Source organism: Bradyrhizobium sp. dw_411 (assembly GCF_018449695.1).
Classification (GTDB): Bacteria; Pseudomonadota; Alphaproteobacteria; order Rhizobiales; family Xanthobacteraceae; genus Bradyrhizobium.
The window spans coordinates 41,071-63,899 of sequence record NZ_JAAVUY010000009.1; the positions used below are offsets into that span (position 1 = coordinate 41,071).

General features: G+C 61.3%; 34 protein-coding genes. 21 read left to right on the top strand and 13 right to left on the bottom strand.

From position 1 onward, the window contains the following. Positions 1-13: 13 nt before the first annotated feature. From HB676_RS16780 to HB676_RS16790, 3 genes are all read left to right on the top strand, one after another. Positions 14-673 carry a hypothetical protein gene (locus tag HB676_RS16780; RefSeq protein ID WP_213738960.1) on the top strand — a complete coding sequence of 220 codons (660 nt, stop codon included), beginning with the start codon at positions 14-16 and terminating at the stop codon, positions 671-673. 218 nt (positions 674-891) lie between these two features. After that, positions 892-1,149 (top strand): hypothetical protein, encoded by a 258-nt coding sequence (locus HB676_RS16785; RefSeq protein ID WP_213738961.1) that lies wholly within the window; start codon positions 892-894, stop codon positions 1,147-1,149. A gap of 53 nt (positions 1,150-1,202) precedes the next feature. Further along, positions 1,203-1,994, top strand: coding sequence for a hypothetical protein (locus HB676_RS16790; RefSeq protein WP_213738962.1), 792 nt, complete (start codon positions 1,203-1,205; stop codon positions 1,992-1,994). 84 nt (positions 1,995-2,078) lie between these two features. Here HB676_RS16790 and HB676_RS16795 read toward each other — a convergent pair whose 3' ends face one another. Further along, positions 2,079-2,513 (bottom strand): hypothetical protein, encoded by a 435-nt coding sequence (locus HB676_RS16795; protein WP_213738963.1) that lies wholly within the window; start codon positions 2,511-2,513, stop codon positions 2,079-2,081. A gap of 127 nt (positions 2,514-2,640) precedes the next feature. On the opposite strand from HB676_RS16795, the gene HB676_RS16800 reads away from it, so the two are divergent. The 3 genes from HB676_RS16800 (at position 2,641) to HB676_RS16810 (ending at position 3,911) form a co-directional block, all read left to right on the top strand. After that, complete coding sequence (locus tag HB676_RS16800) at positions 2,641-3,027, top strand: RidA family protein (RefSeq protein WP_213738964.1); 387 nt, start codon at positions 2,641-2,643, stop codon at positions 3,025-3,027. A 202-nt stretch (positions 3,028-3,229) separates the two neighbouring features. Further along, entirely contained in the window at positions 3,230-3,481 is a 252-nt protein-coding gene (locus HB676_RS16805) for a hypothetical protein (protein WP_213738965.1), read from the top strand. An 85-nt stretch (positions 3,482-3,566) separates the two neighbouring features. Beyond that, positions 3,567-3,911 carry an enhanced serine sensitivity protein SseB C-terminal domain-containing protein gene (locus tag HB676_RS16810; protein ID WP_213738966.1) on the top strand — a complete coding sequence of 115 codons (345 nt, stop codon included), beginning with the start codon at positions 3,567-3,569 and terminating at the stop codon, positions 3,909-3,911. A 51-nt stretch (positions 3,912-3,962) separates the two neighbouring features. Here HB676_RS16810 and HB676_RS16815 read toward each other — a convergent pair whose 3' ends face one another. Continuing rightward, positions 3,963-4,358 carry a hypothetical protein gene (locus tag HB676_RS16815; protein WP_249780296.1) on the bottom strand — a complete coding sequence of 132 codons (396 nt, stop codon included), beginning with the start codon at positions 4,356-4,358 and terminating at the stop codon, positions 3,963-3,965. A 203-nt stretch (positions 4,359-4,561) separates the two neighbouring features. Here HB676_RS16815 and HB676_RS16820 point away from each other — a divergent pair, with 203 nt between their 5' ends. From HB676_RS16820 to HB676_RS16830, 3 genes are all read left to right on the top strand, one after another. Beyond that, positions 4,562-5,329, top strand: coding sequence for an SDR family oxidoreductase (locus tag HB676_RS16820; RefSeq protein ID WP_213738968.1), 768 nt, complete (start codon positions 4,562-4,564; stop codon positions 5,327-5,329). 124 nt (positions 5,330-5,453) lie between these two features. Then, the gene (locus HB676_RS16825) at positions 5,454-5,705 is read left to right on the top strand and encodes a helix-turn-helix domain-containing protein (RefSeq protein ID WP_213738969.1); all 252 of its coding nucleotides are present in this window, start codon (positions 5,454-5,456) and stop codon (positions 5,703-5,705) included. 111 nt (positions 5,706-5,816) lie between these two features. Continuing rightward, on the top strand, positions 5,817-6,314 hold the full coding sequence (locus HB676_RS16830; protein WP_213738970.1) for a collagen-like protein: 498 nt from the start codon (positions 5,817-5,819) through the stop codon (positions 6,312-6,314). Between the two features lie 181 nt (positions 6,315-6,495). On the opposite strand, the gene HB676_RS16835 is transcribed toward HB676_RS16830, so the two are convergent. Then, positions 6,496-6,762, bottom strand: coding sequence for a DUF2277 domain-containing protein (locus HB676_RS16835; RefSeq protein WP_213738971.1), 267 nt, complete (start codon positions 6,760-6,762; stop codon positions 6,496-6,498). Between the two features lie 122 nt (positions 6,763-6,884). On the opposite strand from HB676_RS16835, the gene HB676_RS16840 reads away from it, so the two are divergent. The 5 genes from HB676_RS16840 to HB676_RS16860 all read left to right on the top strand — a co-directional run bounded on the left by HB676_RS16840 (position 6,885) and on the right by HB676_RS16860 (position 10,108). Further along, positions 6,885-7,130 carry a DUF2188 domain-containing protein gene (locus HB676_RS16840; RefSeq protein WP_213738972.1) on the top strand — a complete coding sequence of 82 codons (246 nt, stop codon included), beginning with the start codon at positions 6,885-6,887 and terminating at the stop codon, positions 7,128-7,130. Positions 7,131-7,287: 157 nt separating this feature from the next. Next, complete coding sequence (locus tag HB676_RS16845) at positions 7,288-8,358, top strand: alpha/beta fold hydrolase (RefSeq protein ID WP_213738973.1); 1,071 nt, start codon at positions 7,288-7,290, stop codon at positions 8,356-8,358. 166 nt (positions 8,359-8,524) lie between these two features. Further along, positions 8,525-8,878: a hypothetical protein gene (locus tag HB676_RS16850; protein ID WP_213738974.1), complete on the top strand. Its 354-nt coding sequence runs from the start codon at positions 8,525-8,527 to the stop codon at positions 8,876-8,878. Positions 8,879-9,014: 136 nt separating this feature from the next. Then, the gene (locus tag HB676_RS16855; protein ID WP_213739188.1) at positions 9,015-9,434 is read left to right on the top strand and encodes a DoxX family protein; all 420 of its coding nucleotides are present in this window, start codon (positions 9,015-9,017) and stop codon (positions 9,432-9,434) included. 68 nt (positions 9,435-9,502) lie between these two features. Next, positions 9,503-10,108 carry a pyridoxamine 5'-phosphate oxidase family protein gene (locus tag HB676_RS16860; RefSeq protein WP_213738975.1) on the top strand — a complete coding sequence of 202 codons (606 nt, stop codon included), beginning with the start codon at positions 9,503-9,505 and terminating at the stop codon, positions 10,106-10,108. A gap of 142 nt (positions 10,109-10,250) precedes the next feature. Here HB676_RS16860 and bfr read toward each other — a convergent pair whose 3' ends face one another. The 3 genes from bfr to HB676_RS16875 all read right to left on the bottom strand — a co-directional run bounded on the left by bfr (position 10,251) and on the right by HB676_RS16875 (position 11,500). After that, positions 10,251-10,736: a bacterioferritin gene (gene bfr, locus HB676_RS16865; protein ID WP_213738976.1), complete on the bottom strand. Its 486-nt coding sequence runs from the start codon at positions 10,734-10,736 to the stop codon at positions 10,251-10,253. Between the two features lie 207 nt (positions 10,737-10,943). Further along, the gene (locus HB676_RS16870; RefSeq protein ID WP_213739189.1) at positions 10,944-11,216 is read right to left on the bottom strand and encodes a (2Fe-2S)-binding protein; all 273 of its coding nucleotides are present in this window, start codon (positions 11,214-11,216) and stop codon (positions 10,944-10,946) included. 125 nt (positions 11,217-11,341) lie between these two features. Next, positions 11,342-11,500 (bottom strand): hypothetical protein, encoded by a 159-nt coding sequence (locus HB676_RS16875; protein ID WP_213738977.1) that lies wholly within the window; start codon positions 11,498-11,500, stop codon positions 11,342-11,344. Between the two features lie 128 nt (positions 11,501-11,628). Here HB676_RS16875 and HB676_RS34090 point away from each other — a divergent pair, with 128 nt between their 5' ends. The 3 genes from HB676_RS34090 (at position 11,629) to HB676_RS16885 (ending at position 12,700) form a co-directional block, all read left to right on the top strand. Further along, the gene (locus HB676_RS34090) at positions 11,629-11,754 is read left to right on the top strand and encodes a hypothetical protein (protein WP_275944945.1); all 126 of its coding nucleotides are present in this window, start codon (positions 11,629-11,631) and stop codon (positions 11,752-11,754) included. 100 nt (positions 11,755-11,854) lie between these two features. After that, positions 11,855-12,172 (top strand): hypothetical protein, encoded by a 318-nt coding sequence (locus HB676_RS16880; protein ID WP_213738978.1) that lies wholly within the window; start codon positions 11,855-11,857, stop codon positions 12,170-12,172. Between the two features lie 246 nt (positions 12,173-12,418). Next, entirely contained in the window at positions 12,419-12,700 is a 282-nt protein-coding gene (locus HB676_RS16885; RefSeq protein ID WP_213738979.1) for a hypothetical protein, read from the top strand. Positions 12,701-12,859: 159 nt separating this feature from the next. Here HB676_RS16885 and HB676_RS16890 read toward each other — a convergent pair whose 3' ends face one another. After that, entirely contained in the window at positions 12,860-13,483 is a 624-nt protein-coding gene (locus HB676_RS16890) for a cyclic nucleotide-binding domain-containing protein (RefSeq protein ID WP_213738980.1), read from the bottom strand. 286 nt (positions 13,484-13,769) lie between these two features. Between HB676_RS16890 and HB676_RS16895 the strand changes: the two genes are divergently transcribed. Next, positions 13,770-13,934, top strand: a complete 165-nt coding sequence (locus tag HB676_RS16895; RefSeq protein ID WP_213739212.1) for a hypothetical protein — start codon at positions 13,770-13,772, stop codon at positions 13,932-13,934. Positions 13,935-14,339: 405 nt separating this feature from the next. Here HB676_RS16895 and HB676_RS16900 read toward each other — a convergent pair whose 3' ends face one another. Both HB676_RS16900 and ettA read right to left on the bottom strand, forming a co-directional pair. Next, positions 14,340-15,569, bottom strand: a complete 1,230-nt coding sequence (locus HB676_RS16900; protein ID WP_213738981.1) for a lytic murein transglycosylase — start codon at positions 15,567-15,569, stop codon at positions 14,340-14,342. A gap of 5 nt (positions 15,570-15,574) precedes the next feature. Continuing rightward, positions 15,575-17,224: an energy-dependent translational throttle protein EttA gene (gene ettA / locus HB676_RS16905; RefSeq protein ID WP_213738982.1), complete on the bottom strand. Its 1,650-nt coding sequence runs from the start codon at positions 17,222-17,224 to the stop codon at positions 15,575-15,577. 229 nt (positions 17,225-17,453) lie between these two features. Here ettA and HB676_RS16910 point away from each other — a divergent pair, with 229 nt between their 5' ends. Next, a complete protein-coding gene (locus tag HB676_RS16910; RefSeq protein WP_213738983.1) occupies positions 17,454-17,660 on the top strand; it encodes a hypothetical protein in 207 nt (68 codons plus the stop codon). Here HB676_RS16910 and HB676_RS16915 read toward each other — a convergent pair whose 3' ends face one another. Continuing rightward, positions 17,661-17,807 carry a hypothetical protein gene (locus HB676_RS16915; RefSeq protein WP_213738984.1) on the bottom strand — a complete coding sequence of 49 codons (147 nt, stop codon included), beginning with the start codon at positions 17,805-17,807 and terminating at the stop codon, positions 17,661-17,663. It abuts the gene before it with no gap. Between the two features lie 14 nt (positions 17,808-17,821). Here HB676_RS16915 and HB676_RS16920 point away from each other — a divergent pair, with 14 nt between their 5' ends. After that, on the top strand, positions 17,822-18,781 hold the full coding sequence (locus tag HB676_RS16920; RefSeq protein WP_213738985.1) for a D-2-hydroxyacid dehydrogenase family protein: 960 nt from the start codon (positions 17,822-17,824) through the stop codon (positions 18,779-18,781). 80 nt (positions 18,782-18,861) lie between these two features. On the opposite strand, the gene HB676_RS16925 is transcribed toward HB676_RS16920, so the two are convergent. Next, a complete protein-coding gene (locus HB676_RS16925) occupies positions 18,862-20,130 on the bottom strand; it encodes a L,D-transpeptidase (RefSeq protein WP_213738986.1) in 1,269 nt (422 codons plus the stop codon). 421 nt (positions 20,131-20,551) lie between these two features. Between HB676_RS16925 and HB676_RS16930 the strand changes: the two genes are divergently transcribed. Further along, a complete protein-coding gene (locus HB676_RS16930; protein WP_213738987.1) occupies positions 20,552-21,352 on the top strand; it encodes a hypothetical protein in 801 nt (266 codons plus the stop codon). A 5-nt stretch (positions 21,353-21,357) separates the two neighbouring features. Here the strand turns inward: HB676_RS16930 and sseA are convergent, their stop codons facing one another. Next, complete coding sequence (gene sseA, locus HB676_RS16935; protein WP_213738988.1) at positions 21,358-22,221, bottom strand: 3-mercaptopyruvate sulfurtransferase; 864 nt, start codon at positions 22,219-22,221, stop codon at positions 21,358-21,360. 120 nt (positions 22,222-22,341) lie between these two features. Next, on the bottom strand, positions 22,342-22,758 hold the full coding sequence (locus tag HB676_RS16940) for a rhodanese-like domain-containing protein (protein ID WP_213738989.1): 417 nt from the start codon (positions 22,756-22,758) through the stop codon (positions 22,342-22,344). Between the last annotated feature and the right edge of the window lie 71 nt (positions 22,759-22,829).

A 22,829-nucleotide genomic window follows, 5' to 3' on the forward strand; every position in this document is an offset into this window, starting at 1 on the left:
AGGATTTTATCGAATGACCAATCAAACTCTCAAAATCAGTACGATTGATTCCTTGATGGGATTTTTGGCCCGCGTTGACCCTCAGGGCCGCCGTGAGGTCAGCGCCGAACTGGCGAAAGCGGGAATCGGCGAGGGCGTGCAACCGGCGACGACCGATCTTGCGGAAACCCAGGTTTTGCTGCCGACCACCGCCGACGAGGTTTCGAAGCGCCGAAAGACCGCGTTGCTGACGCTCGCCGTGACCACGTTGACGAATATCATTGACCGCTTTGAGCCGCTGAAAGCTGAAATTCAAAACCGGCTGCGCAAGGTGGAAAATGTAAAGCTCTCTAGTGCCATCATAACCACCGTTCTTTCGTCATCGGTCGTGGGAAGCCTCGGACTCGGAGGTGACAAGGCATGGTCGATCGCACTCGGGCTGCTGGCTGTCGTTGCCTCCGTGCTCACCCTGATCGCAACGCGAATGGAAGGAGGAACGAAAATATCCGAAGAGTTCGGGGAGGTCTGTGCGAAGTGCGAGACAGCGATACAGTTACGCGACCGTTTGAAAATTTACGCGAATGCCCCCGAACTGTTCGATGATTTGGAAGATCGCTTGAAAGATGCCGATACGCTGGCGTCATTCTTGACCGACAAGATCGCACGTTGGAATTTGCCGGTGTCGTCGGCCTGACGAACACGCAGCCCACCGGGGCAATAACACACTGGCACCATCGAAGACGGCATGGCGCAGATGAGCGCCAAGTTCAAGGAGATGGGCAACCAAGTCTATCTCGATGCCGAGAAGGTGAAGGAAAGCAATAAGGTGCTCTGAGCCCTTTTTGTGCTAGGTAGATCGTGGGGCGGTGATGTCACCGCCCCGCAGCTTTTTAAAGTTCAGGAGTTTTCGTCATGCGCCGCGTTACCGCCTTCTGTGCCGCCACCGCTATCGCCATCTCGGCCCTCGCCGTGTCAGCGCCCGCACAGGCCGGCTATTATGTGATCCGCTGGGACAACACCGGCATCTGCCAGATCTGGAACGAAGACCTCCAGCAAAAGCCGATCCAATGGCCCTCGACCTACAAGGTCGTCAGCAAGCCGGCCCCGACCTTGACCGGCGCGATGGCGGTGCAGCAGAAGATGCGGATGGAGCGGCAGTGCACGCTGTGAGATAGGGCGGCGCGGACAGCAACCAGGTTGTGAGTAGTTATGTGCCTCAGCACGTGACCCACCGATCGCTCCGACTGCTAGTCGCAGTCGCGTGGTTCCTCGCCGGCGCAACCCCTGCGCCGGCGCAAGATCTTGTTCGTACAGCGGGCGGCGGCCTTATCGTTCCTTCGGAAGTCATTCTCTACATTCAGTCGGATTTAAAGAGCACGGATTTCGTGCAGCCGCTAGTCTGCGCGCTCCAGCGCGTATTAACTGCCCCTGTTTCCACACAAATGTTGAATCTACGGCTTGGACCCGAATTGCTCGCAACTCCGACGCAGTTCGACGTCGAAAAAGTTGGAAGCCGATTTGTTCAAGCTACTGCTGCAAATGGAAACTCCCAATCATTCAAATACCTTCTCGTTCCGTTTGACTTAAAAGCCGAGCCTTGGCGCTATGTTTTCTCAACAAGCCTTGGAAGTGAAAATCCGTCTTATCACGTCGGCGTCGTATCCACTGCGCGTCTTGATGCAGGCAATCCGAGGCAACCGCACCATCAAGGCAGCGAGATCACGGCAATGCGGGCATACAAACTGATCCTTAAGTCGATCGCGCGGCTCGCTGGACTTAGAAGTCCTGACGCCTGCGTTCTTGCCTTTCCAAGAAGCCTTGAAGAACTGGATCGAAAATCTTTCGAGTTTTGTCCGGGTGATCGCGCCACCCTGGTCGCCGCCGGGATACTCAAATCCACGGAAGGAAAAGAAGGGACCGATTGCGTAGCGATCTCGCGGCGAGAGCCTGTCCAAAGCGGAGCCTGGACAAGTGTCGCGATGTCGAATCAACCACTAACCCGTCGGACGGATTAGCGAAGCGTAATCCGCCATACCCTTCGAGGCATCGCATCTTAACGGTGGGTTTCGGCTTCGCCTAACCCACCCTACAAATGCCCCCTACTTCAACGTAATCGCCAGCCCGCTCAAATCCGCATTCGCCATCAGCCCGAACTGGTGGCCGGACAATTGCAACACCGCCCCCTTCTGATTGGTCAGCACGATTGCGCGTGCGCCGCGGCCGACCGCGATGCCGGCACCTGCGGCCGCATAGACACCGGCGACGTCGGAGGGACGGTAGATGTTGGTCACGGTGCCGCGCAGCACGGTTTTCGATCCGCCGAACACGAGGCCGTAGTCCAGGCCGCCGGTCGATAGCGGGTAATTACGGCCGCGGAAACTCAGCATGCCGCCGCCGCCGGAGCCGCCGATGATCCATCCCGCCTTGTAGATCACGAGTGACACGGTGCCGCCGTCGGCGAAGGCCGGCAGCGAAGTGCCGGCGATCGAAGCAAGCGCCAGCAGCGCGACACGAAGGACGGATGATAGTTTCATGAAATGGCTCCCCGGGATTGTTGCAGGTTGTTGCGGCCAAGCGGATCGATTCGTACTTTACAGACGGTAGCAAGCATGGCCCGCTTGGGCCACCTGCGACCATGCCTCAAGATCACAAGGGGGACCCATGCCGATCCAGCACTTTGCTCCGCCTGCCAACATCAAGGCCCCGCCGCTGTCCTTTGCTACCCGGGTCGGTGATCTCCTGTTTATCTCTGGTATCCCGGGCTTTGACGAGAAAGGCGCACTGCCGGATGATTTCGAGGCGCAATTTGGTTTCGTCGTCACTAACATCAGGCGCGTGCTCGACGAGACCGGCGTCACCTTTCGCGATCTGGTGAAGATTAACGTATTGCTGACGCGTGCATCCGATGTCGCCGTCATGAATGCGCTGTATGCGTCGGCTTTCGGACCCGCACCCTATCCTGCGCGCACCACCTGCGTGGTCCAGGCGCTGCCCGATCCGAAGATGCTGATCGAAATCGAAGGCGTCGCATCGCTTGCTGCGCAATAGGCTGAGCGAACAATTCACCAAACTGTCACGGCAAGGCGTCCAAGCCGCCGTTAAGGCGCGCCATTTTGCCGCCGTGCCTTGAACCCGATTGCGATTCTCCGACACTCACTCCATGTTCGGGGCGACCCCCTCCCCGGCGCCTGATCCGCGCAAACTGTTTGCGCCGACAGGACAGACATTTCTCACGAGGAGATATTTCAATATGCGTCGACTTTCCGTTCTTTGTGCCGTTGCCGGACTTGGTTTCACCGCGCTTGCCGCTGCCAGCCCGGCGCAGGCCGCTTTTCATGTGATCCGCTGGCACGACACTGGTTTCTGTCAGGTCTGGGATAATTCCTTTGCCCCCACGCCGTGGCCCGCCGGTTACACCACCGTCACCCACCGCATCCATACCTTCGGCCACGCGCTCGCCGTCAAGGATGTTTTGCTGCATCGGGGAACTTGCAAGTTCTGAAACCGTTCGATCGGCGGAAGATGGTGGGCTCGCGTGCAACGTCGCACCGGGCCCATCGCTCTCCGGCTCGCGAAGGGAGGTTAGATTGCTTCACCAATTGACCCCACCCGAAGTCACCTTCCTGGGCGAACAGGACGGCCCGGCCGAGCAGCGCCTGAAAGAGGCGCTGGCGGTCTTGCTCGGCCTCGGCGCCACCGTATCCAGGGCCTACCTCGCCCGCGTTCGCTATGATGACAAAACCAACGGCGTCATGCTGGGCCTGGTGACCGACGACGAACGCAACAGCGAAAAAGTCGCCGGCCAGATGGGCAAGACTTTCGCGGCGCTGTTCAACACCAAGACCCATCTCGACATCATGTTTCTCGACAACGAGCGCGACGCCGAAATCCGAAAGGCGTGCACGCCGTTCTACGACCGGACGATGGCATAGAAGGCGCGCCGGCGCTCACGCCGCCAAAGCCCCCGCCCGAAACGCTCTGTTTTATTTCGGCTTCATCAGCGCTTCCCGCGCCGCGGCCAGCTCCAGAAATTCTTCAGCGCTGCCGCCGGCATCCGGATGCGCACGCTTGGCGACGTGCTTATAGGCCCGGTGAATTTCGGCCGCGGACAGCCGGCGATCGAGCGGCAGTTCCAAAAGCTGCCGGTAACGCTCCTCCAATGTCGGCACCTTCACACTGGCTTCGCGCCTGCCGAACCGTGGGCTGGCGAGTGTGTGCAGGACTTCGCGGACGATACGCAGACGACGCCGCGCCGCGTCTTTTGCATTGCCATCCGCATTCCCCGGCGAAGCGTTGCGCAGGCTGGGCAACGCCTGCGTCGCTGCCTGCCGCAGCAGCGTCTCCTCGCTGAGGTCGGCGATTTCGGCCACGATGCGCATGGCATCTGCATAGTCCGGCGTGGCGGCCCACCAGATCCGGTCGACACCGAGCTTCCATTCCGAGAGCTTTCTATCCATGGTGTCGAATGACTACCGCACACCGGTAAAGCTTTCCGTTTCCGCGACCGCAACTTTGAATTAGTTTGTATCGAAACGCGCAAAACCAAGAAGACCAAAACCAAGAAAACAAAGGGAACCCCGCCATGCCGCTTCTCCAGAATCATATCGCTGTCATCACGGGAGCCGCGTCAGGGATCGGACGCGCAATCGCACTGGGCTATGCCCGCGAAGGCGCGCAGGTCGCGCTGCTCGACACGAATGAGGAGGCCGTCGCCGAGGCGGCGCAGGAAATCCGCAGGTCCGGCGGCCAGGCCGAAAGTTTCAAGCTCGACGTGAGCAAACGCGCGGATTGCATCGCGATCGCCAAGCGTATCGCCGAGCATGTCGGAAAAGTCTCGATCCTGGTCAACAATGCCGGCATCGCGCGGCGCAATGGCATGCTGGGCGCCGCGGAGGCCGTGATCAGCGACTGGGAAGATATCATCGCGATCAATCTCACCGGCGTGTTCAATGTTACGCATGCCTTTCTCGAACCGTTGCGCGCCAACAAGGGACGCATCGTCAATATCGGTTCGATCCAGTCGTTCGTGCATATCCGCACTCCGAGTTCGCCGGCCTATACCGCCGCGAAGCACGGCGTGCTCGGCTTCACCAAGGCGCTGGCCGCCGAACTCGGCAAGGATGGCGTGCGCGTCAATGCAATCGGCCCGGGCTTCATTGCGACGCCGCTGAATGCCAAGACGCGCAGCGACCACCCCGAATATGTCAAGATATTCGTCGATCACACGCCGCTCGGCCGTGCGGGCACGCCGGAGGACATTGTGGGCCCGGCGATCTTCCTCGCCTCCGATCTGTCGGCGTATGTGACAGGCTCGATCGTGATGGCGGATGGCGGCTACCGGGCGGTTTGAGCGGCGCCGCACTGCGGCGTTAAGGATTCATTAACCGACTCCGCGCACGGTCCGACACGCTGGGGGTTGTTGGTTCTCGATGTTTCCGCTCACGACTGGAGCGGGCGTTGATCGGGAGGTGTCAATGACCTATGAGTCCGATGTCCCTGCGCCGGAAACTCCGGCGCCTTCGCTGGCCCCGAACGAAGTCGTGCCGCTGCTGATCGGGTCAACCGTCGGCGAAGTCGAGCGGGAGCTGGTACTGCAAACGCTGGCGCGTTGCGACGGAAACCGAACCCGCGCCGCGCGCGTGCTCGGCGTGTCCGTCCGCACCTTGCGCAACAAGATCCGGCAATATTCGGCCGAAGGAATCGACGTGCCGGCGCACAGCGACTAGCGCCGTGACACGCTTGGCTGTTGATCAAGTCCGCGTCTTCGCAGCGCGCAATTGCTGCTGTCATCAAACGTCTGCTAATAAAAGCCCGGACATGATCGGGAGACGACGCAGGTGGCGGACGAGACAATAGGACGACAGGGGCCGCAGGGCGCGCGCGGGCGTCCGGGTGAGGCGGGACGTCCGGGACCCCAGGGTCATCCGGGACGGCCCGGACCTGACGGCCCGCGCGGCAAAATTGGACCAGAAGGCAAACCGGGCAAGCCCGGCCTGCAAGGCAAGCGCGGCGAGGCCGGCCCACAAGGCAAAGCCGGCGAAGCCGGACCACAAGGCAAGCCTGGCGTGCAGGGCCCGGCCGGTCCGCGTGGCGAACCCGGTCCGCCCGGCCAACTGCCGTCGATCGAGCAGGTGATGCCGTGGCTGCACATGCTGTTCGACGCCTGGGAAGACTACAAACGCCTGCGCGAGTTCGAGGCGGCCGAACTTGCCGCCGCCGAACGTCTGGCCCTTGAGCAGGCGGAACTGCAGCCGGTAGACGACGATGTATCCGGCGACGAGGACGATGACGATCACAAGAAGAAAAAGAAGCACAAGGACAAGCACAAGAAGTAGGGCTGTGCGTATCACATGGTTCGAGACGCGCGGCGTTGCCGCGCTCCTCACCATGAGGCCTCAGGTATTCGTGCCGAACGGAAATCCTCATCCCCGCGCCAGCGCAATGCGTGGATCTCATCCTGAAGGAGCATCGCAAAGCGATGCGTCTCGAAGGATGAAGCCCCAATGCTCAGCCACATCATCCGAACCGCAATTTTGAGCGTTCCCTGGCCCGCTCGGCCTCGATCTCGCGGTCGCGCGCCGGGGCGTGGGTATGCAGCGAGACCAGAAGCCGCCGCGCCGAGGCCGAGACTTCGGCAACCGCGCGGTCGAACACCTCGGCATTGGCCTGCGACGGCTTGTTGAAGCCGGAGAGCTTTCGCACAAACTGCAGCGCCGAGGCGTGAATCTCGTCCTCGGTCGCGGGCGGCTCGAAATTGAACAGCGTCTTGATATTGCGGCACATCTGTTTTTCTCCTTAACCCAGCGGACCTGTCGTAAAATCTCCCATCAGGCCCTATTTTGTCATAGAATAAATCACGCGTTCACCCCCTGTCGCCGCGCCAACGCCAACAAAGCGAGTTCCCGATGAGCCACGTCACCTACAAGATCGTCCAGCACGACGGCGGCTGGGCCTACACCGTTAGCGGCGTCTTCTCGGAAGCCTTCCCGACCCATGCCACGGCGCTTGCCGCCGCCCGGCGTGCCGCCGCCGAACAGCGTGTGCCCGGCCGCACCGAAGCCATCGAATATGAGACCGCCGACGGCAAGTGGCACACCGAAACCGCGGCGGGCAGCGACCGTCCGGAAACCGACGTCGAGGACTCGCGGTAGACGCTACCTGCGCTTTCCCGGAAAAGTGACCCTACGTATCAGTTGTCGGACCCTCGGATCGCCTCAAACGGCGTGATAGGCTCGTCTGCAAGCGGCCCCGGCAACGCGACCGCGCCCAAAAAAGCTTCGGGGGGTAACGCATCGTGGGAAGTGCATCATGACATGTTCGCGCGCCGCGCTATCGATTATCGCATTGGCTCTTATGGCAATGACTTCCATTCCCGCGCTGGCGGCAGATTATCCCACCCCGAAGCAAGGCGACTGGACCGCCAGGGATTTCAAATTCCACACCGGCGAGACCATGCCGGAATTGCGGCTTCACTATACGACGGTCGGCGAACCCACCGGGCAGCCGGTGCTGGTGCTGCATGGTTCCGGCGGCTCGGCGGCCAGCCTGCTGACACCGACCTTCGCGGGCGAATTGTTCGGCCCCGGCCAGCCGCTCGATGCATCGAAATATTACATCATCATTCCCGACAGCATCGGCCACGGTCAATCGTCGAAACCGTCCGATGGCCTCAAGACCGCATTTCCCCGATATGATTACGAGGACATGGTCGATGCGCAATATCGGCTGGTGAAGGAAGGCCTTGGCATCAAGCATTTGCGGTTGGTGCTCGGCAATTCAATGGGCGGCATGCACACCTGGCTGTGGGCGACAAAATATCCCGACGCGATGGATGCGCTGGTGCCGATGGCCGCGCAACCGACCGAGATGGCGGCGCGCAACTGGATGCTGCGGCGGATGATGATCGAAACCATCCGCAACGACCCCGATTATGTCAGCGGCAACTACACCGCACAGCCCCGGATGATGAAATACGCGGTCGCTGCCTACGGCATCGCGACCGGCGGCGGCACGCTCGGCTATCAGGCGCTGGCGCCCACCGCGGCCAAAGCCGACAAGATGGTGGACGACCGGCTGGCAACGCCGGTGACGGCGGACGCCAATGATTTCATCTATCAGTGGGAAGCCTCGCACGATTACAAACCCGCCGGGCTGGAGCGAATCACGGCGACGCTGCTCGCGATCAATGCGGCCGATGACGAACGCAATCCGCCGGAGACCGGTGTGACCGATGCTGCGCTGAAGCAGATCAAGAACGCCAGGCTCTATCTGATCCCCGCCAGCTCCGAGACGCGCGGGCATCTGACGACCGGCAACGCGGCGTTCTACAAACAACAACTGCAGGAATTGCTGCAGACCGCGCCGCAGCGCACGATGTAAAATTTTCAGATTTCGCATCGCACCAAATTTGCTGCGCCGCGCTTCGCATATTTTTTGAGCATGCATCCCTCTGATCGCTGAGGCTTAATTGCGCTCGCCTGGACGATTCGTAATTGCCGCAACATCGGCAAACGACGACGACACCGGCGACACAGTGGAGGATCGCATGCGCTCTTTCGCACAGATCGTCTTGCTGGCGAGCTTGTCCGTGCTGACGAGCGCGGCGCTTGCCTTCGACAACGGTCAATTCGAAAACGTTCCGCCCGACATCCGCGCCTGGTTCAAGGGCGTGATAGCGCCGAACGGCGTGCCCTGTTGCGATATCTCCGACGGACACCGCACTGAATATAATTTCCGCGAAGGTTCCTATTGGGTGCCGATCGAAGGCCAGTGGATGGCGGTGCCGGCACACGCCATTATCCGCGACCGCGGCAATCCCGTCGGCGAAGCCGTGGTGTGGTATGTGCATCACCGCGGCACCATCATCATCAGTTGCTTCGTGCCGGCGGATGCGGTGTGACTCTATTTTTTGACGCGTTTTCTTCACGCGAACCGGCACCCACGGAGCCTGTCATCGGGCGCGCGTTCGCGCGACCCGTTGGCTCGAAAACGCTATGAGCTCTGGCGTCACGACGCTGCAAATGTTACGTCCGCAAATGTCCCCTGAATCTTTACCCGATCGTTCCGTCACTGCACGCGCGGTGATGCGATGGATTCTCGCCGCGCTCTACGTGGCAGCGGGGATCGGCCATCTCTGGGCGCCCGAGAAATTTCTCGCGATCACGCCGTCCTGGGTGCCGCTCGCGCCGCAGGTCATCTTCATCACCGGACTATGCGAACTGACCGGCGCAGTGGCGCTGGTAACGCGGCCGTTGCGCTGGTATGCCGGCATCGCCTTCGCGGCCTATGCGCTGTGCGTGTGGCCGGCGAATTTCAAGCATGCCATTGATGGCATCGACCTGCCCCACATCACCAATAGCTGGCTCTATCATGGACCGCGACTGGCGTTTCAGCCGGTCCTGATCTGGTGGGCGCTCTATTGCGCTGACGTGATCGATTGGCCGTGGCGGCGGTGATAAATCGTAGCTGCCGCAACGGCGCGATGATAGCTTCAACCAAGCCATCCTTTTTGCGGAGACAGATCTTGACCGAACTCGCCGCCAGCGACCTCGCTTCGATCTACCCAAAGCCAACGCCGCGCGTAATCGCGAAGGCACGCCCTGAGATCGACGTTCACGCCCGAAAATTCATCGCGATGTCGCCATTCTGCGTACTGGCGACATCGGGCACCGACGGCAGCGTCGATGCCTCGCCGCGCGGTGGCAATCCCGGCTTCGTCAACGTCGCGGGTCCCAACCAGCTTCTGATGCCGGATCGCGCCGGCAACAACCGGATCGACAGTTTCAAAAACATCGTCGAGGGTTCAGGCTTCGTGCAGTTGATCTTCTTCGTGCCCGGGATCGACGAGACGCTTCGCGTCGGCGGCAAGGGCAAACTGTCGGCGGAGCCGGATTTGCTGGCCGCGATGGAAGAGTTCGGCAAACTGCCCCGCGCGGTGCTGCGCGTCGATGTGCACGAGGCGTATTTTCATTGCGGCAAGGCGCTGATGCGCTCAAAGCTGTGGTTGAAAGATACTCAGGTCGAACGCGAGATATTTCCAAGTATCGGCGAGATCATTCACGACCAGACCAGCCTCGGCGAGCGGGAAACCCAGGCCGCCGTCGAAGCACGCTACAAGACGCAGTTGTGAATTCTCCCATGGTTCGAGACGCGGCCAACTGGCCGCTCCTCACCATGAGGAGTTGAGAACTTCACTCCGCACCGGCCCCTCATCCTGAGGAGCGGCCAGTTGGCCGCATCTCGAAGGATGACGTAACCGGCGCTGAATAATCTTAGTGCTCGCCCTCGAGCCCGCCGACGTGCTTCTGCGTATAAAGCTCGAGCCCGATCCGCTCGATCAGATCGAGCTGGGTTTCGAGGAAATCGATGTGATGCTCCTCGTCCTTCATCAGGCTTTCGAACAGGTCGCGCGAGACGTAGTCCTTGACGCCGTGGCAGTAGGTCGCGGCTTCCTGGTACAGCGTGCGCGCGCCGACTTCAGCGGCCAGGTCGCATTCGATGATTTCCTTGACGTTCTGGCCGATCCGCAAGGGATCGAGCACCTGCATGTTGGGAAAACCGTCGAGAAACAGAATCCGGTCGGTGAAGCGGTCGGCGTGGTGCATTTCCTCGATGGATTCCTTGCGCCAGGTCTTGGCCATATCGAGGAGGCCCCAATGATTCAGCAGCCGGAAATGCAGCCAGTACTGGTTGATAGCAGTGAGCTCGCTGCGCAAACCCTTGTTGAGATAATCGATGACTTTTGCGTCGCCCTGCATGGTGCACTCTCGCTGCGGGGGCCCTGAGGCGCCCCAGTTTAAAATGATTCTAAACAACGCTAATAACGCATAATCCGCCCCAGTGTAAGCGGTTTGAAGGGCAATATCTGGGACGACGCTGGTATTTAGATGGGGTTTCGGCGCCGATCAAAGCCAACCCACAGCCGATCAGATCGGCCAGGCGAGAAACGGCGAGATTTTCAGATTTCAGGCGGCGGCGACGAGAGGTAGACCGGCGTGGGCCGGCTCGTGCTGATGCGCCTCGGTGCGGGCGTGCGGGCAGCCGGAGCAGCAGGCCTTGGCGCAGGCACCGAGCGCTTCATCGATGATGGTCTTGATGGTGCGCGCACAGCGGCCGCATTCGGCGCTGCAGCCGAGGCAGCCGTAGATCTGCTTGGCATTTCGGGGAAGGTCTTCTGCGGACTCGACGGCGCTACGGACATCATGGTCGCTGAGGACGTTACAGGAACAGACAATCATGAAACCGGCCGGGCCCTTCAGAAAAACGATGCCCATTCGATATTTAAGAGTGCGGCGAGATGCAAAAGGAAAAACCGCTTTTTCAAGTGATTCCAAACTGATGCGCCATTCACACTGGAATGAATCTAAAAAAGCTTCGGGAATAATCCAACGGCCATGCCGGTCCTGGTAAAATAGCGCCGGCCGCTAATCGCTTCCGCCGCCACCGCCTCCCCCACCATCGCCTCCACCGCTGTCGCTTCCGCCGGAAGCGTCAAAACCAGAGGAATGGCTGGATCCGCCATGACTGCTGTCGCTCCAGCTCAAGAAATCGCTTCCATTGTCCCCGCCACCGGCATGGGCGCCGCCGTCCGATCCAGCGCTGCCGCCCGATCGCTCCCGAATTCGGCGATTCTGGATTTGCGATATCACAATGACGATCAGCGAACCGCCGACCGCGATCATGATTGCCGTCAACGCATCCATGGTTACCCAGCCGCTCGCGACGGGGACGGCATTGCGCCGCAAAAGCCCCGTAATGGCCCATATTGGTCGCTAAATATGGCGCTCCCGTTCATTGATCATTCAAGTGGAATGTGGAACTTTCACCGTTATAGACCGCTATATCCGCTGTCCTGCTCAATCAGAAAGGTGATGCCATGAGGAAAACATTGATGGCACTGGCCGCCGTCGCCACCGTGGCCGTTTCGGCCGTGGCCGCGCCCGCCCCTGCCCACGCGCAACGATATCTGGGCGCGGCCATCGCCGGCGGGTTGATTGGCGGCGCGATCGTCGGCGGCGCGATCGCCGGCCCGGGCTACTATGGATATGGACCAGGCTATGGCTATTACGGGCGCCCCTACGGTTACTATGGCGGCCCCGCTTACGTCGCCGATACCGGCGGCTGCTACTGGCAGCGCCAGCGCTTCTGGGACGGTTACGGCTGGCGGATTCGCCGCGTTCAGGTTTGCGGCTAAGTTTCGCAGTTGAGCCGTTCATCTTCGTTACAAACGTACAAGGCGTGCCCGGAAACGCCCGTTTCCGGGGACGCCTTAAATTTGGGCCTGAAAAAACCGTTTTTCAGGCCAAGATTCCGCCAGCGTTTACTTTGGGTTGACTGTTGTGCGCTTTCTAGCGACACCGTCCGTTCAGAATACAGCGTGTGAGTCACTTTAAACCGGCGCTGACATGAGGGCGCCATCATCCCCAGGAGAGCCCAAGACATGAAGAAGACACTTGCTGCCTTCGTCGCTGTTGCAGCGATCGCCAGCACATTCGCGGTCACCCCCGCCAGCGCACAGCGCGGCCTCGGTGCGGCCGTCGCCGGCGGCATCATCGGCGGCGCCATTGTTGGCGGCGCTATTGCCTCCCAGGCTGCTCCCCCGCCGGCCTACTACGGCGGCGGCGGCCCGGTATATGTCGAAGGCCCGCCCTGCCGCTGGGTTCGTGAGCGTTACTGGGATGGTTACGACTGGCGCTTCCGCCGCATCCAGGTCTGCAACTAATCTCTGCGGACCGGCGCTGATCTCAGCGTCCTGATTTTAAAAACCCGGCCGATGCTTCGGCCGGGTTTTTTGTTTGCTGCAGGGCAAGATTTGAGACCGTCACTGCGAGCCAACGGGTCGCGCGAATGCCGCACGGCCCGAACAGCCATCCACTTCGATCTAGGATGCGCTCGCCGTATCGCCTGCGATCTCGTCGAATGTATTGCGATCCGTGATTTTCAGATGCCGCCGGTCACGGCTCTTGATGATGCCGCGCGAGGTCAAGGTCCGAAATGCCCGGCTTACGGCCTCAAGCGACATTCCAAGATATTCGCCGATATCCGACCGCTTCATCGGGAGATATATCTCCACCGTGCGCTCGCCTCTGCCGGCCTGAAGATTTTCCAATAGCTGAAGGAACATCACTACTCTGGAGAGCGCTCCCCTGCGGGCCAGCAGAAGGGCGTGACGCTGGGTCTCCCGCAGTTCGTGGATGAGCTTGCAAATAACGTGGAATTCCAGATCCGCGTCCTTTGCAAGCCGGCTTCTTAAGGCAGACACCGGGAATCGATACGCGGCCAATGGTGTGATCGCCTTGGCGGCGTTTGTGTACTTTCCTTCCTCGGACAGCCCGAACACGTCGCCTGGAAACAGGAACGCCGTTATACGTTCGCTGCCGTCGGGAGCGATCCTGTACGCCTTTACAACTCCGGTAATGATGTTGAACACGGCATCAGCGCGCCGACCCTCGCGATAGATCTCCTCGTCTTTGTTGAACCGGGCAATCGATGCGAGAACGGCCAATCGGGCGCGCTCTTCTTCGCTGAGCAACTGATGCGTTTTACCCGCTGAAGCGGCCCATGGGTCACGGGCGCGAATAACCGGACCGTGAGTATTCGCCCGGATTTTTGCTCTCGCCATTTGCGCCTTCGGATTGCGATAATTTATCAACTCTGCCGGTGCATCATTGCGCTACAAATCAACCAGGAATTTGATCCTGATCAAATTGTTCTTCCGGCCATGTCTGGCCTCGTCAATCAAGCACCGCTAAAGTTTTGCGGTTCGACTTGGTAACCTTTGGAATGCTTCCATGAACACTTCTGCACGGACAATCATGGAACTCAACATCAAGCATTACCGGGGGCTGTTGAAGACCGAGACAGACGCATCGAAGCGGCAGGTCATTTCCAAGTTACTATCCCGGGAAGAGGCACGACTGGCGGAACTGCAGACACCGCCAAACAAGGATCGATAAATTTTGAGCAGTCCCGGCTCGAATTCAGACGGGATGGGTCATTTGAAGCGTCATCCCACTCGATCTTTTTGGGCATGATCTTTTCGGAAAACCATCGCCCACTTTTCCGGATCGTGCTCTAGTCAAGCCATTCACGCCAATGCGTAGGATCGGCGAAAACAGGTTGCTTTGTGATGGAATTCACCCATCCGCCTTCCGTTCGCCGGCAGGGAAACACAAGAGAATGCATCTCATCACGCTCGTGCACGCTGAGTTGCAGATCGCGGTCAAACGGTGCGGTCGATATCGGATGCCAGTCGCGCATTTTGCCGCTCTTTCGCTGCTGCCAACGTGCTCAAAGTTTTGAAAGAGTACAGCAGGAGCGCGCTATCGATTTGCGCTTGATCAAAAACTTGCTGATTTTATCTAGCGCGCGGCGCTGATCGAGCGCAGCACGGCCTCGCTCGGCCAGCAATCTACCTTGAGCCCGGCTTTCTTCTGATAGGCGCCGAGCGCAGCCCGGGTTTTCATGCCGGCCTTGCCGTCGAGCTTGTCCGTGTAAAGACCGACGCGCGTGAGGTGACGCTGCATGGCTTCGACATCGGCGGTGCGCAGTTGCGTCGACGCCGACCACGGCGTCGCGAAGGGCTGCGGCGTCGTCATGCGATCGCTGAGATGGCCGACATACAGCACATAGAGATCCGAGAAATTGTATTCCTTGATCACAAAGTAGTTCTTGGTGGTCAGAAAAGCCGGGCCATAGATGCCCTCCGGCTGCAGCAGTGAGGCCGGCTCGACCAGCTCGGCGGCTTTGAGTTTCTCGCCGCGCACCGGCGCGAAACCGTCGCGGATCCATTCGCCGATCGGTTTGGTCACCTCGGGCACGCCCATGGTGCAATCGGCATTGGCCGGCGCCTGCACCTCATAGGCCCAGCGCACGCCGGGTTGCCAGCCCTTGTTGACCAGTTGCTGCGCCGCCGAGGCGAGCGCGTCCGGCACCGAGTGCCAGATGTCGCGGCGGCCATCTCCGTCAAAATCGACCCCGTGCTTGTAGAGCTCGGATGGCAGGAATTGCGTCAGACCCGTCGCACCGGCCCAGGAGGCGCGCATGTCCTTGCGCGTCACCTCACCGTCGCTGATCAATTTCAGCGCCAGAATAAATTCGTTGCGATATTGATCCTTGCGCCGCCCGACATAGGCCTGCGTCGCCATCACGCGCAGCCCGTCATAGGGCAGCGTATAGCGGCCGTAATCAGTCTCGCGGCCCCAGATCGCCAAAACGATGGTGCCGGGCACACCGAAACGCTGCTCGATCGCGGTGAGCGCGGCGCGATGCTTGGCCATCAGCCGCTGCCCCTCTTCGGCCAGCTTGATGATGCTGGGCTCCCTGATGTAATCCGCCGGCACCTGCACGAACTCGGCCTGCGTCGCCGCACCGGTCGCGGGACGTCCGGGCAAAATCAGATCGGGCAGTTTGTAATCCGGCTCAAGCCCCTTGGTCTCGGCATCGAAGGTCGCGCGCGACACACCCGCCGCCTGCGCCTCCGGCCACAATGAGACGATGAATTGCGTGAAAGCTGCATCGGCGGCGGCGTGAGCCAAAGACGCTCCGCAGAGAATGGCGGCGATCGCAACTGTCAGTGCCAATCGCCGCATATCCTTCACCGCGTCAGCTTTTTGTACTTCACGCGATGCGGGATGATGGAGTCCTGGCCGAGGCGGCGCATCTTGTCTTTTTCGTAGTCCTGGAAATTGCCCTCGAACCATTCGACATGGCTGTCGCCCTCGAAGGCCAGGATATGCGTCGCGATACGGTCGAGGAACCAGCGGTCATGGCTGATGATCACGGCGCAGCCGGCGAAATCCTCCAGCGCCTCTTCGAGCGCGCGCAGGGTATCGACGTCGAGATCGTTGGTGGGTTCGTCGAGCAGCAGCACATTGGCGCCGGACTTGAGCATCTTGGCGAGATGAACGCGGTTGCGCTCGCCGCCTGACAGCGCGCCGACCTTCTTTTGCTGGTCGGCGCCCTTGAAATTGAACGACGAGCAATAGCCACGCGAATTCACCTCGCGTTTGCCCAGAAGGATAAGGTCGTTACCGCCGGAAATTTCTTCCCACACGGTCTTCTTGCCGTCGAGCGAGTCGCGGGACTGGTCGACATAACCGAGATGCACGCTCTCGCCGACCGTGATCGAACCCTTGTCCGGCGTCTCCTGCTTGGTGATCATCCGAAACAGCGTGGTCTTGCCGGCGCCGTTGGCGCCGATCACGCCGACGATGCCGCCGGGCGGCAGTTTGAAGGTGAGGTCGTCGATCAGGACGCGATCGCCGAATCCTTTTGTCAGCCCCTCGAAATCGACCACGTTCTGGCCGAGCCGCTCAGCCACCGGAATCGTGATCTGCGCGGTCTGGGCCTGCTTCTCGCTGGCCTGCTTCAGCAACTCCTCATAGCGCTGGTAGCGCGCCTTGGACTTGGCCTGACGCGCCTTGGGCGAGGATGCGATCCACTCCTGTTCGCGCTCAAGCGTCTTCTGGTGCGCGGCATCCTCACGGCCTTCCTGAGCCAGGCGTTTCTGCTTCTGCACCAGCCAGGACGAATAGTTGCCCTCATAGGGGATGCCCTTGCCGCGGTCGAGCTCGAGGATCCAGGACGTAACGTTGTCGAGGAAGTAGCGGTCATGGGTCACGATCAGGATGGCGCCGGGATAGTTGCGCAGATGGCCTTCCAGCCACGACACCGATTCGGCGTCGAGATGGTTGGTCGGCTCGTCCAGCAGCAGCAGATCCGGCTGGTCGAGCAGCAGTTTGCACAAAGCAACGCGACGCCGCTCACCGCCGGAGAGTTTTGTCACGTCGGCATCGTCGGGCGGGCAACGCAGCGCGTCCATCGCCTGATCGACCTTGCTGTCGAGATCCCATAGCCCGGCGGCCTCGATCTCGTCCTGCAGCTTGGTCATCTCGTCGGCGGTCTCGTCGGAATAATTTACCGCCAGATCATTGTAGCGGTCGAGGATCGCCTTCTGCTTGGCGACGCCCAGCATGACGTTCTCGCGCACGGTCTTGGCCGGATCGAGCTGCGGCTCCTGCTCGAGGTAGCCGACCCGGGCGCCCTCGGCGACCCAGGCCTCGCCATTATATTCCTTGTCGAGCCCGGCCATGATTCGCAGCAGGGTCGATTTGCCGGAGCCGTTGACGCCGAGCACGCCGATCTTGGCGTCCGGATAGAACGACAAATGGACGTTATCGAGCACCTTGCGGGTCGGATAGCTCTTGGTCAGGCCCTGCATGAAATAGACGAACTGGCGCGCCATCGTGATCCCTGAAAACGAGAGAATTTATGGAAATTTGCTGCCGCTGATGTAGCGGCGCGGCCCCCAAAGGGCAACCGCGCGACTGGGCGTTTTCCATCCGTTTACCAGTATCAGTACGGATAGCGACAATTGAAACCTTCTTTTAATAACTCGGAACCGAAACTCCCCGTCAACGCCCCGGAAAGCGCTCCGCGTGGCAGAAGCCGCCGGAAAAAAGACAGGATTCGTCATGGCGACCGTGACCTCGACCTCTCTTTCCTCCCCGGCGGACAGCCGTGACGGACGCTCCAGGCCGCTCAACGGGCTCATCGCCTTCTGGCGCCAGTTCTTCATCAGGGCATTCGACCCCTACCGGCCGGAGCTGCATTATATGCGCGGCCCGGGCCCGGCCTGCCGCGCCAAATTGACGGCCTCGTCGCACCGGCATTCCGCCTGATTACGACGTCCCGAGACTTGCGGGCAGATCCATTTGAGCTGCCATTTTTGACGTCACATTGATCGCTGGACGCTTGCGCGTCGAGGCGTTGCGCGCGACCATGGCGCCTCCCAGGGCGGCGCGTCTTCGCACCGCCATCATCGCCATGAACGGACCTTCCCATGACGCGGCTGCGCTGTGCAATTCTCGACGACTATTTCGATATAACCCTGAAAATCGCGGACTGGTCGAAGATCGCCGATCGCGTCGATGTCACCGTATTCAACCAGCCCTTTGCCTCTTCCGAGGCCGCCGCCAGCGCCTTGAAGGATTTCGAGATCATCTGCGTGATGCGCGAACGCACGCCATTTCCGCGCTCCCTGCTCGCGGCACTGCCCAAGCTGAAGCTCCTGATCACCTCGGGCATGCGCAACGCCTCGATCGATTCGGAAGCCGCCAAGGAACAGGGCGTCGTGTTCTGCGGAACGCAATGGAACCGGGATCCGACCTCGGCGCTGACGATGGGCCTGATCCTGGAACTGACCCGCAGCATTGGCCGTGAAAACGCGCGCATGCATGCCGGCGAACCCCTGCAGAAATTCATCGGACTGGAGATCGAAGGCCGCACGCTCGGGATTATCGGTCTCGGCAAGCTTGGCGCCAAGGTGGCGGGGCTGGCGAAGGCGTTCGGCATGAACGTGATCGCCTGGAGTCCGAACCTGACGGCGGAACGCTGCAAGGAAGTCGGCGTCGGCTACGCCACCAAGGAAGAGCTGTTCGCCAACGCCGACATCATCACCATTCATGTGGTGCTGAGCGATCGCTCGCGCGGGCTGGTCGGGCGCGCGGATCTGGCGGGCATGAAGCCGACAGCGTTCCTCGTCAACACCTCGCGCGGACCAATCGTCGACGAAACCGCGCTGTTGGAAACCTTGCAGCAGAACAAGATCGCGGGTGCCGCGATCGACGTGTTCTCGGTCGAGCCGCTGCCGGTCGATCACCCCTTCCGCAAGCTCGACAATCTCGTGCTGACACCGCATCTCGGCTACGTCACCGAAGAGGGCTTTCGAGCCCATTACGGCCAGATGGTCGAAGGCATCGGCGGCTGGCTCAAGAGCGAGCCGGTGCGCCGGCTGGCGTGAGGACGTCAAGAAAATAGCGCAAAGAAAAAGGGCGCACCGCAGCGCGCCCTTTTTGAATGTTTATCGTTCTTTCTTGCGGCTCAGCGCACTGTGACCGGCGCGGGCAGCGGCGGCACCACGGTCGGCTGGGCGCCGGGGAGGCCCGGCTGCGGCATCGGCCCAGGTCCGGCATTATACCCGGCATTCGGTCCGGGCATCGGCTGCGCCGAAGCGGTTGCGGTTGGCGGCGCGCCGCCCGGCAGCACGACCACGCGGGTGCCGACCTTGACGCGGTCGAACAGGTCCGAGACGTCCTCGTTCAACATGCCGATGCAGCCGGAAGAGACGAACTTGCCGATCGTCGACGGCTGGTTGGTGCCGTGGATGCGATAGACGGTATTGCCGAGATACATCGCGCGCGCGCCCAGCGGATTGCCGGGGCCACCGGCCATGAAGCGCGGCAGATAGGGCTGGCGTTCGATCATCTCGGTCGGCGGATGCCAATCCGGCCACTCGGCCTTGCGCGAGATCTTCTGCACCCCGGTCCAGGTGAAGCCGTCGCGGCCGACGCGGACGCCGTAGCGGATCGCGCGTCCACCACCCAGCACGTAATAGAGATAGGTGTTGGGCGTATCGACGATCAGCGTTCCCGGCGGTTCCTTGGTCGGGAACGTGACTTCCTGCCGGCGCAGGTTCGGCGCAAGCGGCGCAGGCGCCACTTCCGGCTGTTCCTCCGGCGGCAACGCCGCCATCATCACCGGCCGGCCATCCGCTCCCAGCGGCGGTTGTCCCTGTTGGGGCTGGCCTTGCGGCGGCTGCACGGCACCCGTGACATAGGGCTGACCGCCCACGGCGCCCGGCGGACGGGGACGGCCTTCTTCATCGGGATAGACATAGGCGGGCGGGCGATTCTCGCCGCGATCCGAGTAGATCACCGGCGGCGGGCCATCGCGGCGGCCATAACGCGGATCATCCGGCGACATCACAGGGCCGCGGTCGGAATAGACAGGCGGCGCGCCCATCGGCCGGCCGTAGCGCGGATCGTCCGGCGACATCACGGGGCCACGGTCAGAATAAACGGGCGGAGCACCCATCGGTCGGCCATAGCGCGGATCATCGGGCGACAACACAGGTCCCGGCGGCGACAGCGCGGTGGAACCCGGCCCGTTCGGTGCGTCGTCATCGTCCAGCGCGTCGAAATCAGCCGGGCGCGGGCCGCGGCGATAATCGGCACCCCCACCGGGCGGATAGGGCGAATAGATCCCGCTAGGCGGCGGATAGCCTTGCGCCGAGGCGAGCGAAGTTACCGCTGCGCCTGCTGCCAAGGCGGCCAAAACGGCAGCACTCATCGTATGAATTCGTTTGATCATCATCGCTCTTGTATAGTCCCCAAGCCGACACCGGATCGTTAACGGCTGATGACGGAAGATAGCGGCGCATTCAAGACAAATCCGGCCAATTCGGGCCCAATTCCGGTATTGTGACCGCCCACGCCCCCTGCGGCCACCGGGCCGCACCGGCCGGAAAACGAATTTCGGCAGCGCAGACGGCGTTCAAGCCGTCAATTTTTAACAGGCCGGGATTTTTAACGGGCTTCGACTTTTAAAAGCTTGGATTTTTAACAAACGCGCGCAGGCCGTTGCGGTATTCTTGAATCAGCCTGATTCGCGCGCGCCGGTGTTATGCGCTGCGTCGCGAACGCGGCCAGTGTTGTGGTCACCGCGTTCCCGATGGCTCAAGGGCCTTTGCAAGATATCCAATAGAGATATCCCGAAGGCAGAATTCGCGTCCATGCTTCCCGGCTTTCGTTTCCTGTTCGCCGCCACCGTGTTGTCGTTATCGATCCTGGTCTTCGGACTGGGCGCTGCCGCTTTGCTGCGCGCGGCCCACGAAGAATTTGCCAGCACCCCGGCCTGGCGCGGGCCGCCCGAAATGGTATTCGCGCAGCCGGTCGAGACCACCCCGCCCGTGCTCGCGCTGCTGCGCGTCGATACGCCTGTCGCCGACAAGGCCGCGGACGACGTGCCGGTCAACACCGCGCCTGCCGCGACCACCGCGGCGCCGTCCGAACCCGAGCGGATCGCCGCGCTCAAGCCGGAAGATTCACCGTCGCCTGAAACCGCAAAACCGGAAGCCATCGTCACGGAAAGTCCGGCGCAGGGTGAAACCGCATCGGCTCCGGCGGAGTCCTACGTTGTCGTCGCCGAGACCAAGAGCGTCGAAACCCAGATTGCCGAGACCAGGATTGCACTATCGGAAGATAGCGCACCGCCGGCCTATCAGGCGGCCGCCCCGACAGCGTCCGAGCCCGTGGTCACACCAACTTCACCGGATGCCAATATCGCCGCGACAAAAATCGCGACGCTGGGCGGGCCCGCCGTCAGTATCGAAACGCCGCGGCGGGGCAAGGCCGAAACCGCCAAGAAAGATTCCGTAAAAACAGGCTCGAGCATCATCAAAAAACGTCAGCACGCCCGGCGCGCGGCGCGGCGCAGGCTTGCGGCTCGCGCGCGCCTGGCGGCTCAGCTCGCCCAACTGCAACCGGATAACCCGTTCGGCCAGCCGGCACAGACGATCGTTCGCCGCCGCTAAAGCGATCACGCGGCGCCGGTCGCGACCGGCGGTCCGTCAGGCAGGCCCCATTCGGACCACGAGCCGTCGTAAAGTGCTGAGCCACGCACGCCCAGCCGATACAGCGCCAGCGTCACCACCAGCGCGGAAACACCGGAGCCGCAGGTCGTCACGGTCGGCTTGGCCAGATCGACGCCCGCGCTCCTGAAGGCCTCTCGCAGATCGTCCAGCGATTTCATCGCGCCAGTTGTAGCATCGAACAATCCCGCATAGGGCACGCTGCGACTGCCGGGAATGTGACCGGGACGCAGACCCGGACGCGGTTCGGCCACGCTGCCTTCAAAGCGCTGATACGGCCGCGCGTCGATCAACTGCTCGGCGTGCGTCGCGAGATTGCCGACCAACTGCTGCTGGCTGCGTACATAAGACGGATCGAACCTGGCCTGAAATTTTCCGGGCTTGGGGGTGACCTGACCGGAATGCGTGGGACGGCCTTCGCGCAGCCATTTCTTCAAGCCGCCGTCGAGCACCTTCACATTGGGATGGCCGAACGCCAGGAACATCCACCACACCCGGGGGGCGGCAACCCAGCCCCCGGCATCATAAACGACCACGGTATCGCCGGAGGAAATGCCGAGCGCTGAGACGTCGCGCGCGAATTGCTCGGCGGCCGGAAACATATGCGGCCGCGCGTCGTTCCGATCGGCGATGTGATCGACATCGAAAAACACCGCACCCGGAAGATGCGCGGCGAGATAATCGTCCACCGGCAGCGGCAACACGCCGGGCAATTTGAAGCTCGCGTCGATGATTTTGGTCTTGGGATCATCGAGACGGGCGGCGAGCCAGTCGGTGGAGACTAGCGGATCGTCGGCGGTGGGTGATGTCATTGGAAAATCCTCGTTGTCATTCCGGGATGTGTGCAAAGCACACAGACCCGGAATCCAGAAAACGTCTGCGAGATTCCGGGTTCGTCCGCTTTGCGGACGCCCCGGAATGACGGTGCCCCTTCATCCCTTCGGCTGCTTCGGCTCGAATTTCTCGACCGGACCGCCGGCGTCGCGCCAGGCGGCGAATCCGCCTGCGATATGCGCCACCGGTTTCAGTCCCATATCGTCGGCGGTCTTCGCCGCCAGCGCCGAGCGCATGCCGCCGGCGCAGTGAAAGATGAATTTCTTGTCGCTCTGGAAGATCGGCTTGGCATAGGGACTGGCCGGATCGATCCAGAATTCCAGCATACCGCGGGTGCAGGAGAACGCGCCGGGGATCCGTCCGTCGCGCTCGATCTCGCGGGGATCGCGGATATCGACGATCACGACATCATCGCTCTGCGCGGCCTTGATCGCCTCCGCCGCGCTTAGGGTTTCGATCTGCGCGTTGGCCTCGTCGACCAGGGACTTGATGCCGCGATGGATGGTTTGGGGCATTGAATTTAACTCCGTCATTCCAGGATCGTCCGAAGGACGAGACCCGGAATCTCGATCGAGTTTCCCTCAGC

What these genes read in the sequence shown, in the direction of transcription:
- HB676_RS16885 (WP_213738979.1), top strand. Translation starts at nt 12,419, where the DNA reads ATGAAGAAGACACTTGCTGCCTTCGTCGCTGTTGCAGCGATCGCCAGC.
- HB676_RS16915 (WP_213738984.1), bottom strand. Translation starts at nt 17,807, where the DNA reads ATGGCGATGATGGCGGTGCGAAGACGCGCCGCCCTGGGAGGCGCCATG.
- HB676_RS16940 (WP_213738989.1), bottom strand. Translation starts at nt 22,758, where the DNA reads ATGCCCCAAACCATCCATCGCGGCATCAAGTCCCTGGTCGACGAGGCC.
- ettA (WP_213738982.1), bottom strand. Translation starts at nt 17,224, where the DNA reads ATGGCGCGCCAGTTCGTCTATTTCATGCAGGGCCTGACCAAGAGCTAT.
- HB676_RS16800 (WP_213738964.1), top strand. Translation starts at nt 2,641, where the DNA reads ATGCCGATCCAGCACTTTGCTCCGCCTGCCAACATCAAGGCCCCGCCG.
- HB676_RS16870 (WP_213739189.1), bottom strand. Translation starts at nt 11,216, where the DNA reads ATGATTGTCTGTTCCTGTAACGTCCTCAGCGACCATGATGTCCGTAGC.
- HB676_RS16785 (WP_213738961.1), top strand. Translation starts at nt 892, where the DNA reads ATGCGCCGCGTTACCGCCTTCTGTGCCGCCACCGCTATCGCCATCTCG.
- bfr (WP_213738976.1), bottom strand. Translation starts at nt 10,736, where the DNA reads ATGCAGGGCGACGCAAAAGTCATCGATTATCTCAACAAGGGTTTGCGC.
- HB676_RS16855 (WP_213739188.1), top strand. Translation starts at nt 9,015, where the DNA reads ATGTCCCCTGAATCTTTACCCGATCGTTCCGTCACTGCACGCGCGGTG.
- HB676_RS16895 (WP_213739212.1), top strand. Translation starts at nt 13,770, where the DNA reads ATGAACACTTCTGCACGGACAATCATGGAACTCAACATCAAGCATTAC.
- HB676_RS16910 (WP_213738983.1), top strand. Translation starts at nt 17,454, where the DNA reads ATGGCGACCGTGACCTCGACCTCTCTTTCCTCCCCGGCGGACAGCCGT.
- HB676_RS34090 (WP_275944945.1), top strand. Translation starts at nt 11,629, where the DNA reads ATGACGATCAGCGAACCGCCGACCGCGATCATGATTGCCGTCAACGCA.
- HB676_RS16820 (WP_213738968.1), top strand. Translation starts at nt 4,562, where the DNA reads ATGCCGCTTCTCCAGAATCATATCGCTGTCATCACGGGAGCCGCGTCA.
- HB676_RS16875 (WP_213738977.1), bottom strand. Translation starts at nt 11,500, where the DNA reads ATGGCGGATCCAGCCATTCCTCTGGTTTTGACGCTTCCGGCGGAAGCG.
- HB676_RS16850 (WP_213738974.1), top strand. Translation starts at nt 8,525, where the DNA reads ATGCGCTCTTTCGCACAGATCGTCTTGCTGGCGAGCTTGTCCGTGCTG.
- HB676_RS16795 (WP_213738963.1), bottom strand. Translation starts at nt 2,513, where the DNA reads ATGAAACTATCATCCGTCCTTCGTGTCGCGCTGCTGGCGCTTGCTTCG.
- HB676_RS16835 (WP_213738971.1), bottom strand. Translation starts at nt 6,762, where the DNA reads ATGTGCCGCAATATCAAGACGCTGTTCAATTTCGAGCCGCCCGCGACC.
- HB676_RS16925 (WP_213738986.1), bottom strand. Translation starts at nt 20,130, where the DNA reads ATGATCAAACGAATTCATACGATGAGTGCTGCCGTTTTGGCCGCCTTG.
- HB676_RS16845 (WP_213738973.1), top strand. Translation starts at nt 7,288, where the DNA reads ATGACATGTTCGCGCGCCGCGCTATCGATTATCGCATTGGCTCTTATG.
- HB676_RS16840 (WP_213738972.1), top strand. Translation starts at nt 6,885, where the DNA reads ATGAGCCACGTCACCTACAAGATCGTCCAGCACGACGGCGGCTGGGCC.
- HB676_RS16805 (WP_213738965.1), top strand. Translation starts at nt 3,230, where the DNA reads ATGCGTCGACTTTCCGTTCTTTGTGCCGTTGCCGGACTTGGTTTCACC.
- HB676_RS16900 (WP_213738981.1), bottom strand. Translation starts at nt 15,569, where the DNA reads ATGCGGCGATTGGCACTGACAGTTGCGATCGCCGCCATTCTCTGCGGA.
- HB676_RS16825 (WP_213738969.1), top strand. Translation starts at nt 5,454, where the DNA reads ATGACCTATGAGTCCGATGTCCCTGCGCCGGAAACTCCGGCGCCTTCG.
- HB676_RS16780 (WP_213738960.1), top strand. Translation starts at nt 14, where the DNA reads ATGACCAATCAAACTCTCAAAATCAGTACGATTGATTCCTTGATGGGA.
- HB676_RS16920 (WP_213738985.1), top strand. Translation starts at nt 17,822, where the DNA reads ATGACGCGGCTGCGCTGTGCAATTCTCGACGACTATTTCGATATAACC.
- HB676_RS16930 (WP_213738987.1), top strand. Translation starts at nt 20,552, where the DNA reads ATGCTTCCCGGCTTTCGTTTCCTGTTCGCCGCCACCGTGTTGTCGTTA.
- HB676_RS16880 (WP_213738978.1), top strand. Translation starts at nt 11,855, where the DNA reads ATGAGGAAAACATTGATGGCACTGGCCGCCGTCGCCACCGTGGCCGTT.
- sseA (WP_213738988.1), bottom strand. Translation starts at nt 22,221, where the DNA reads ATGACATCACCCACCGCCGACGATCCGCTAGTCTCCACCGACTGGCTC.
- HB676_RS16815 (WP_249780296.1), bottom strand. Translation starts at nt 4,358, where the DNA reads ATGCGCATCGTGGCCGAAATCGCCGACCTCAGCGAGGAGACGCTGCTG.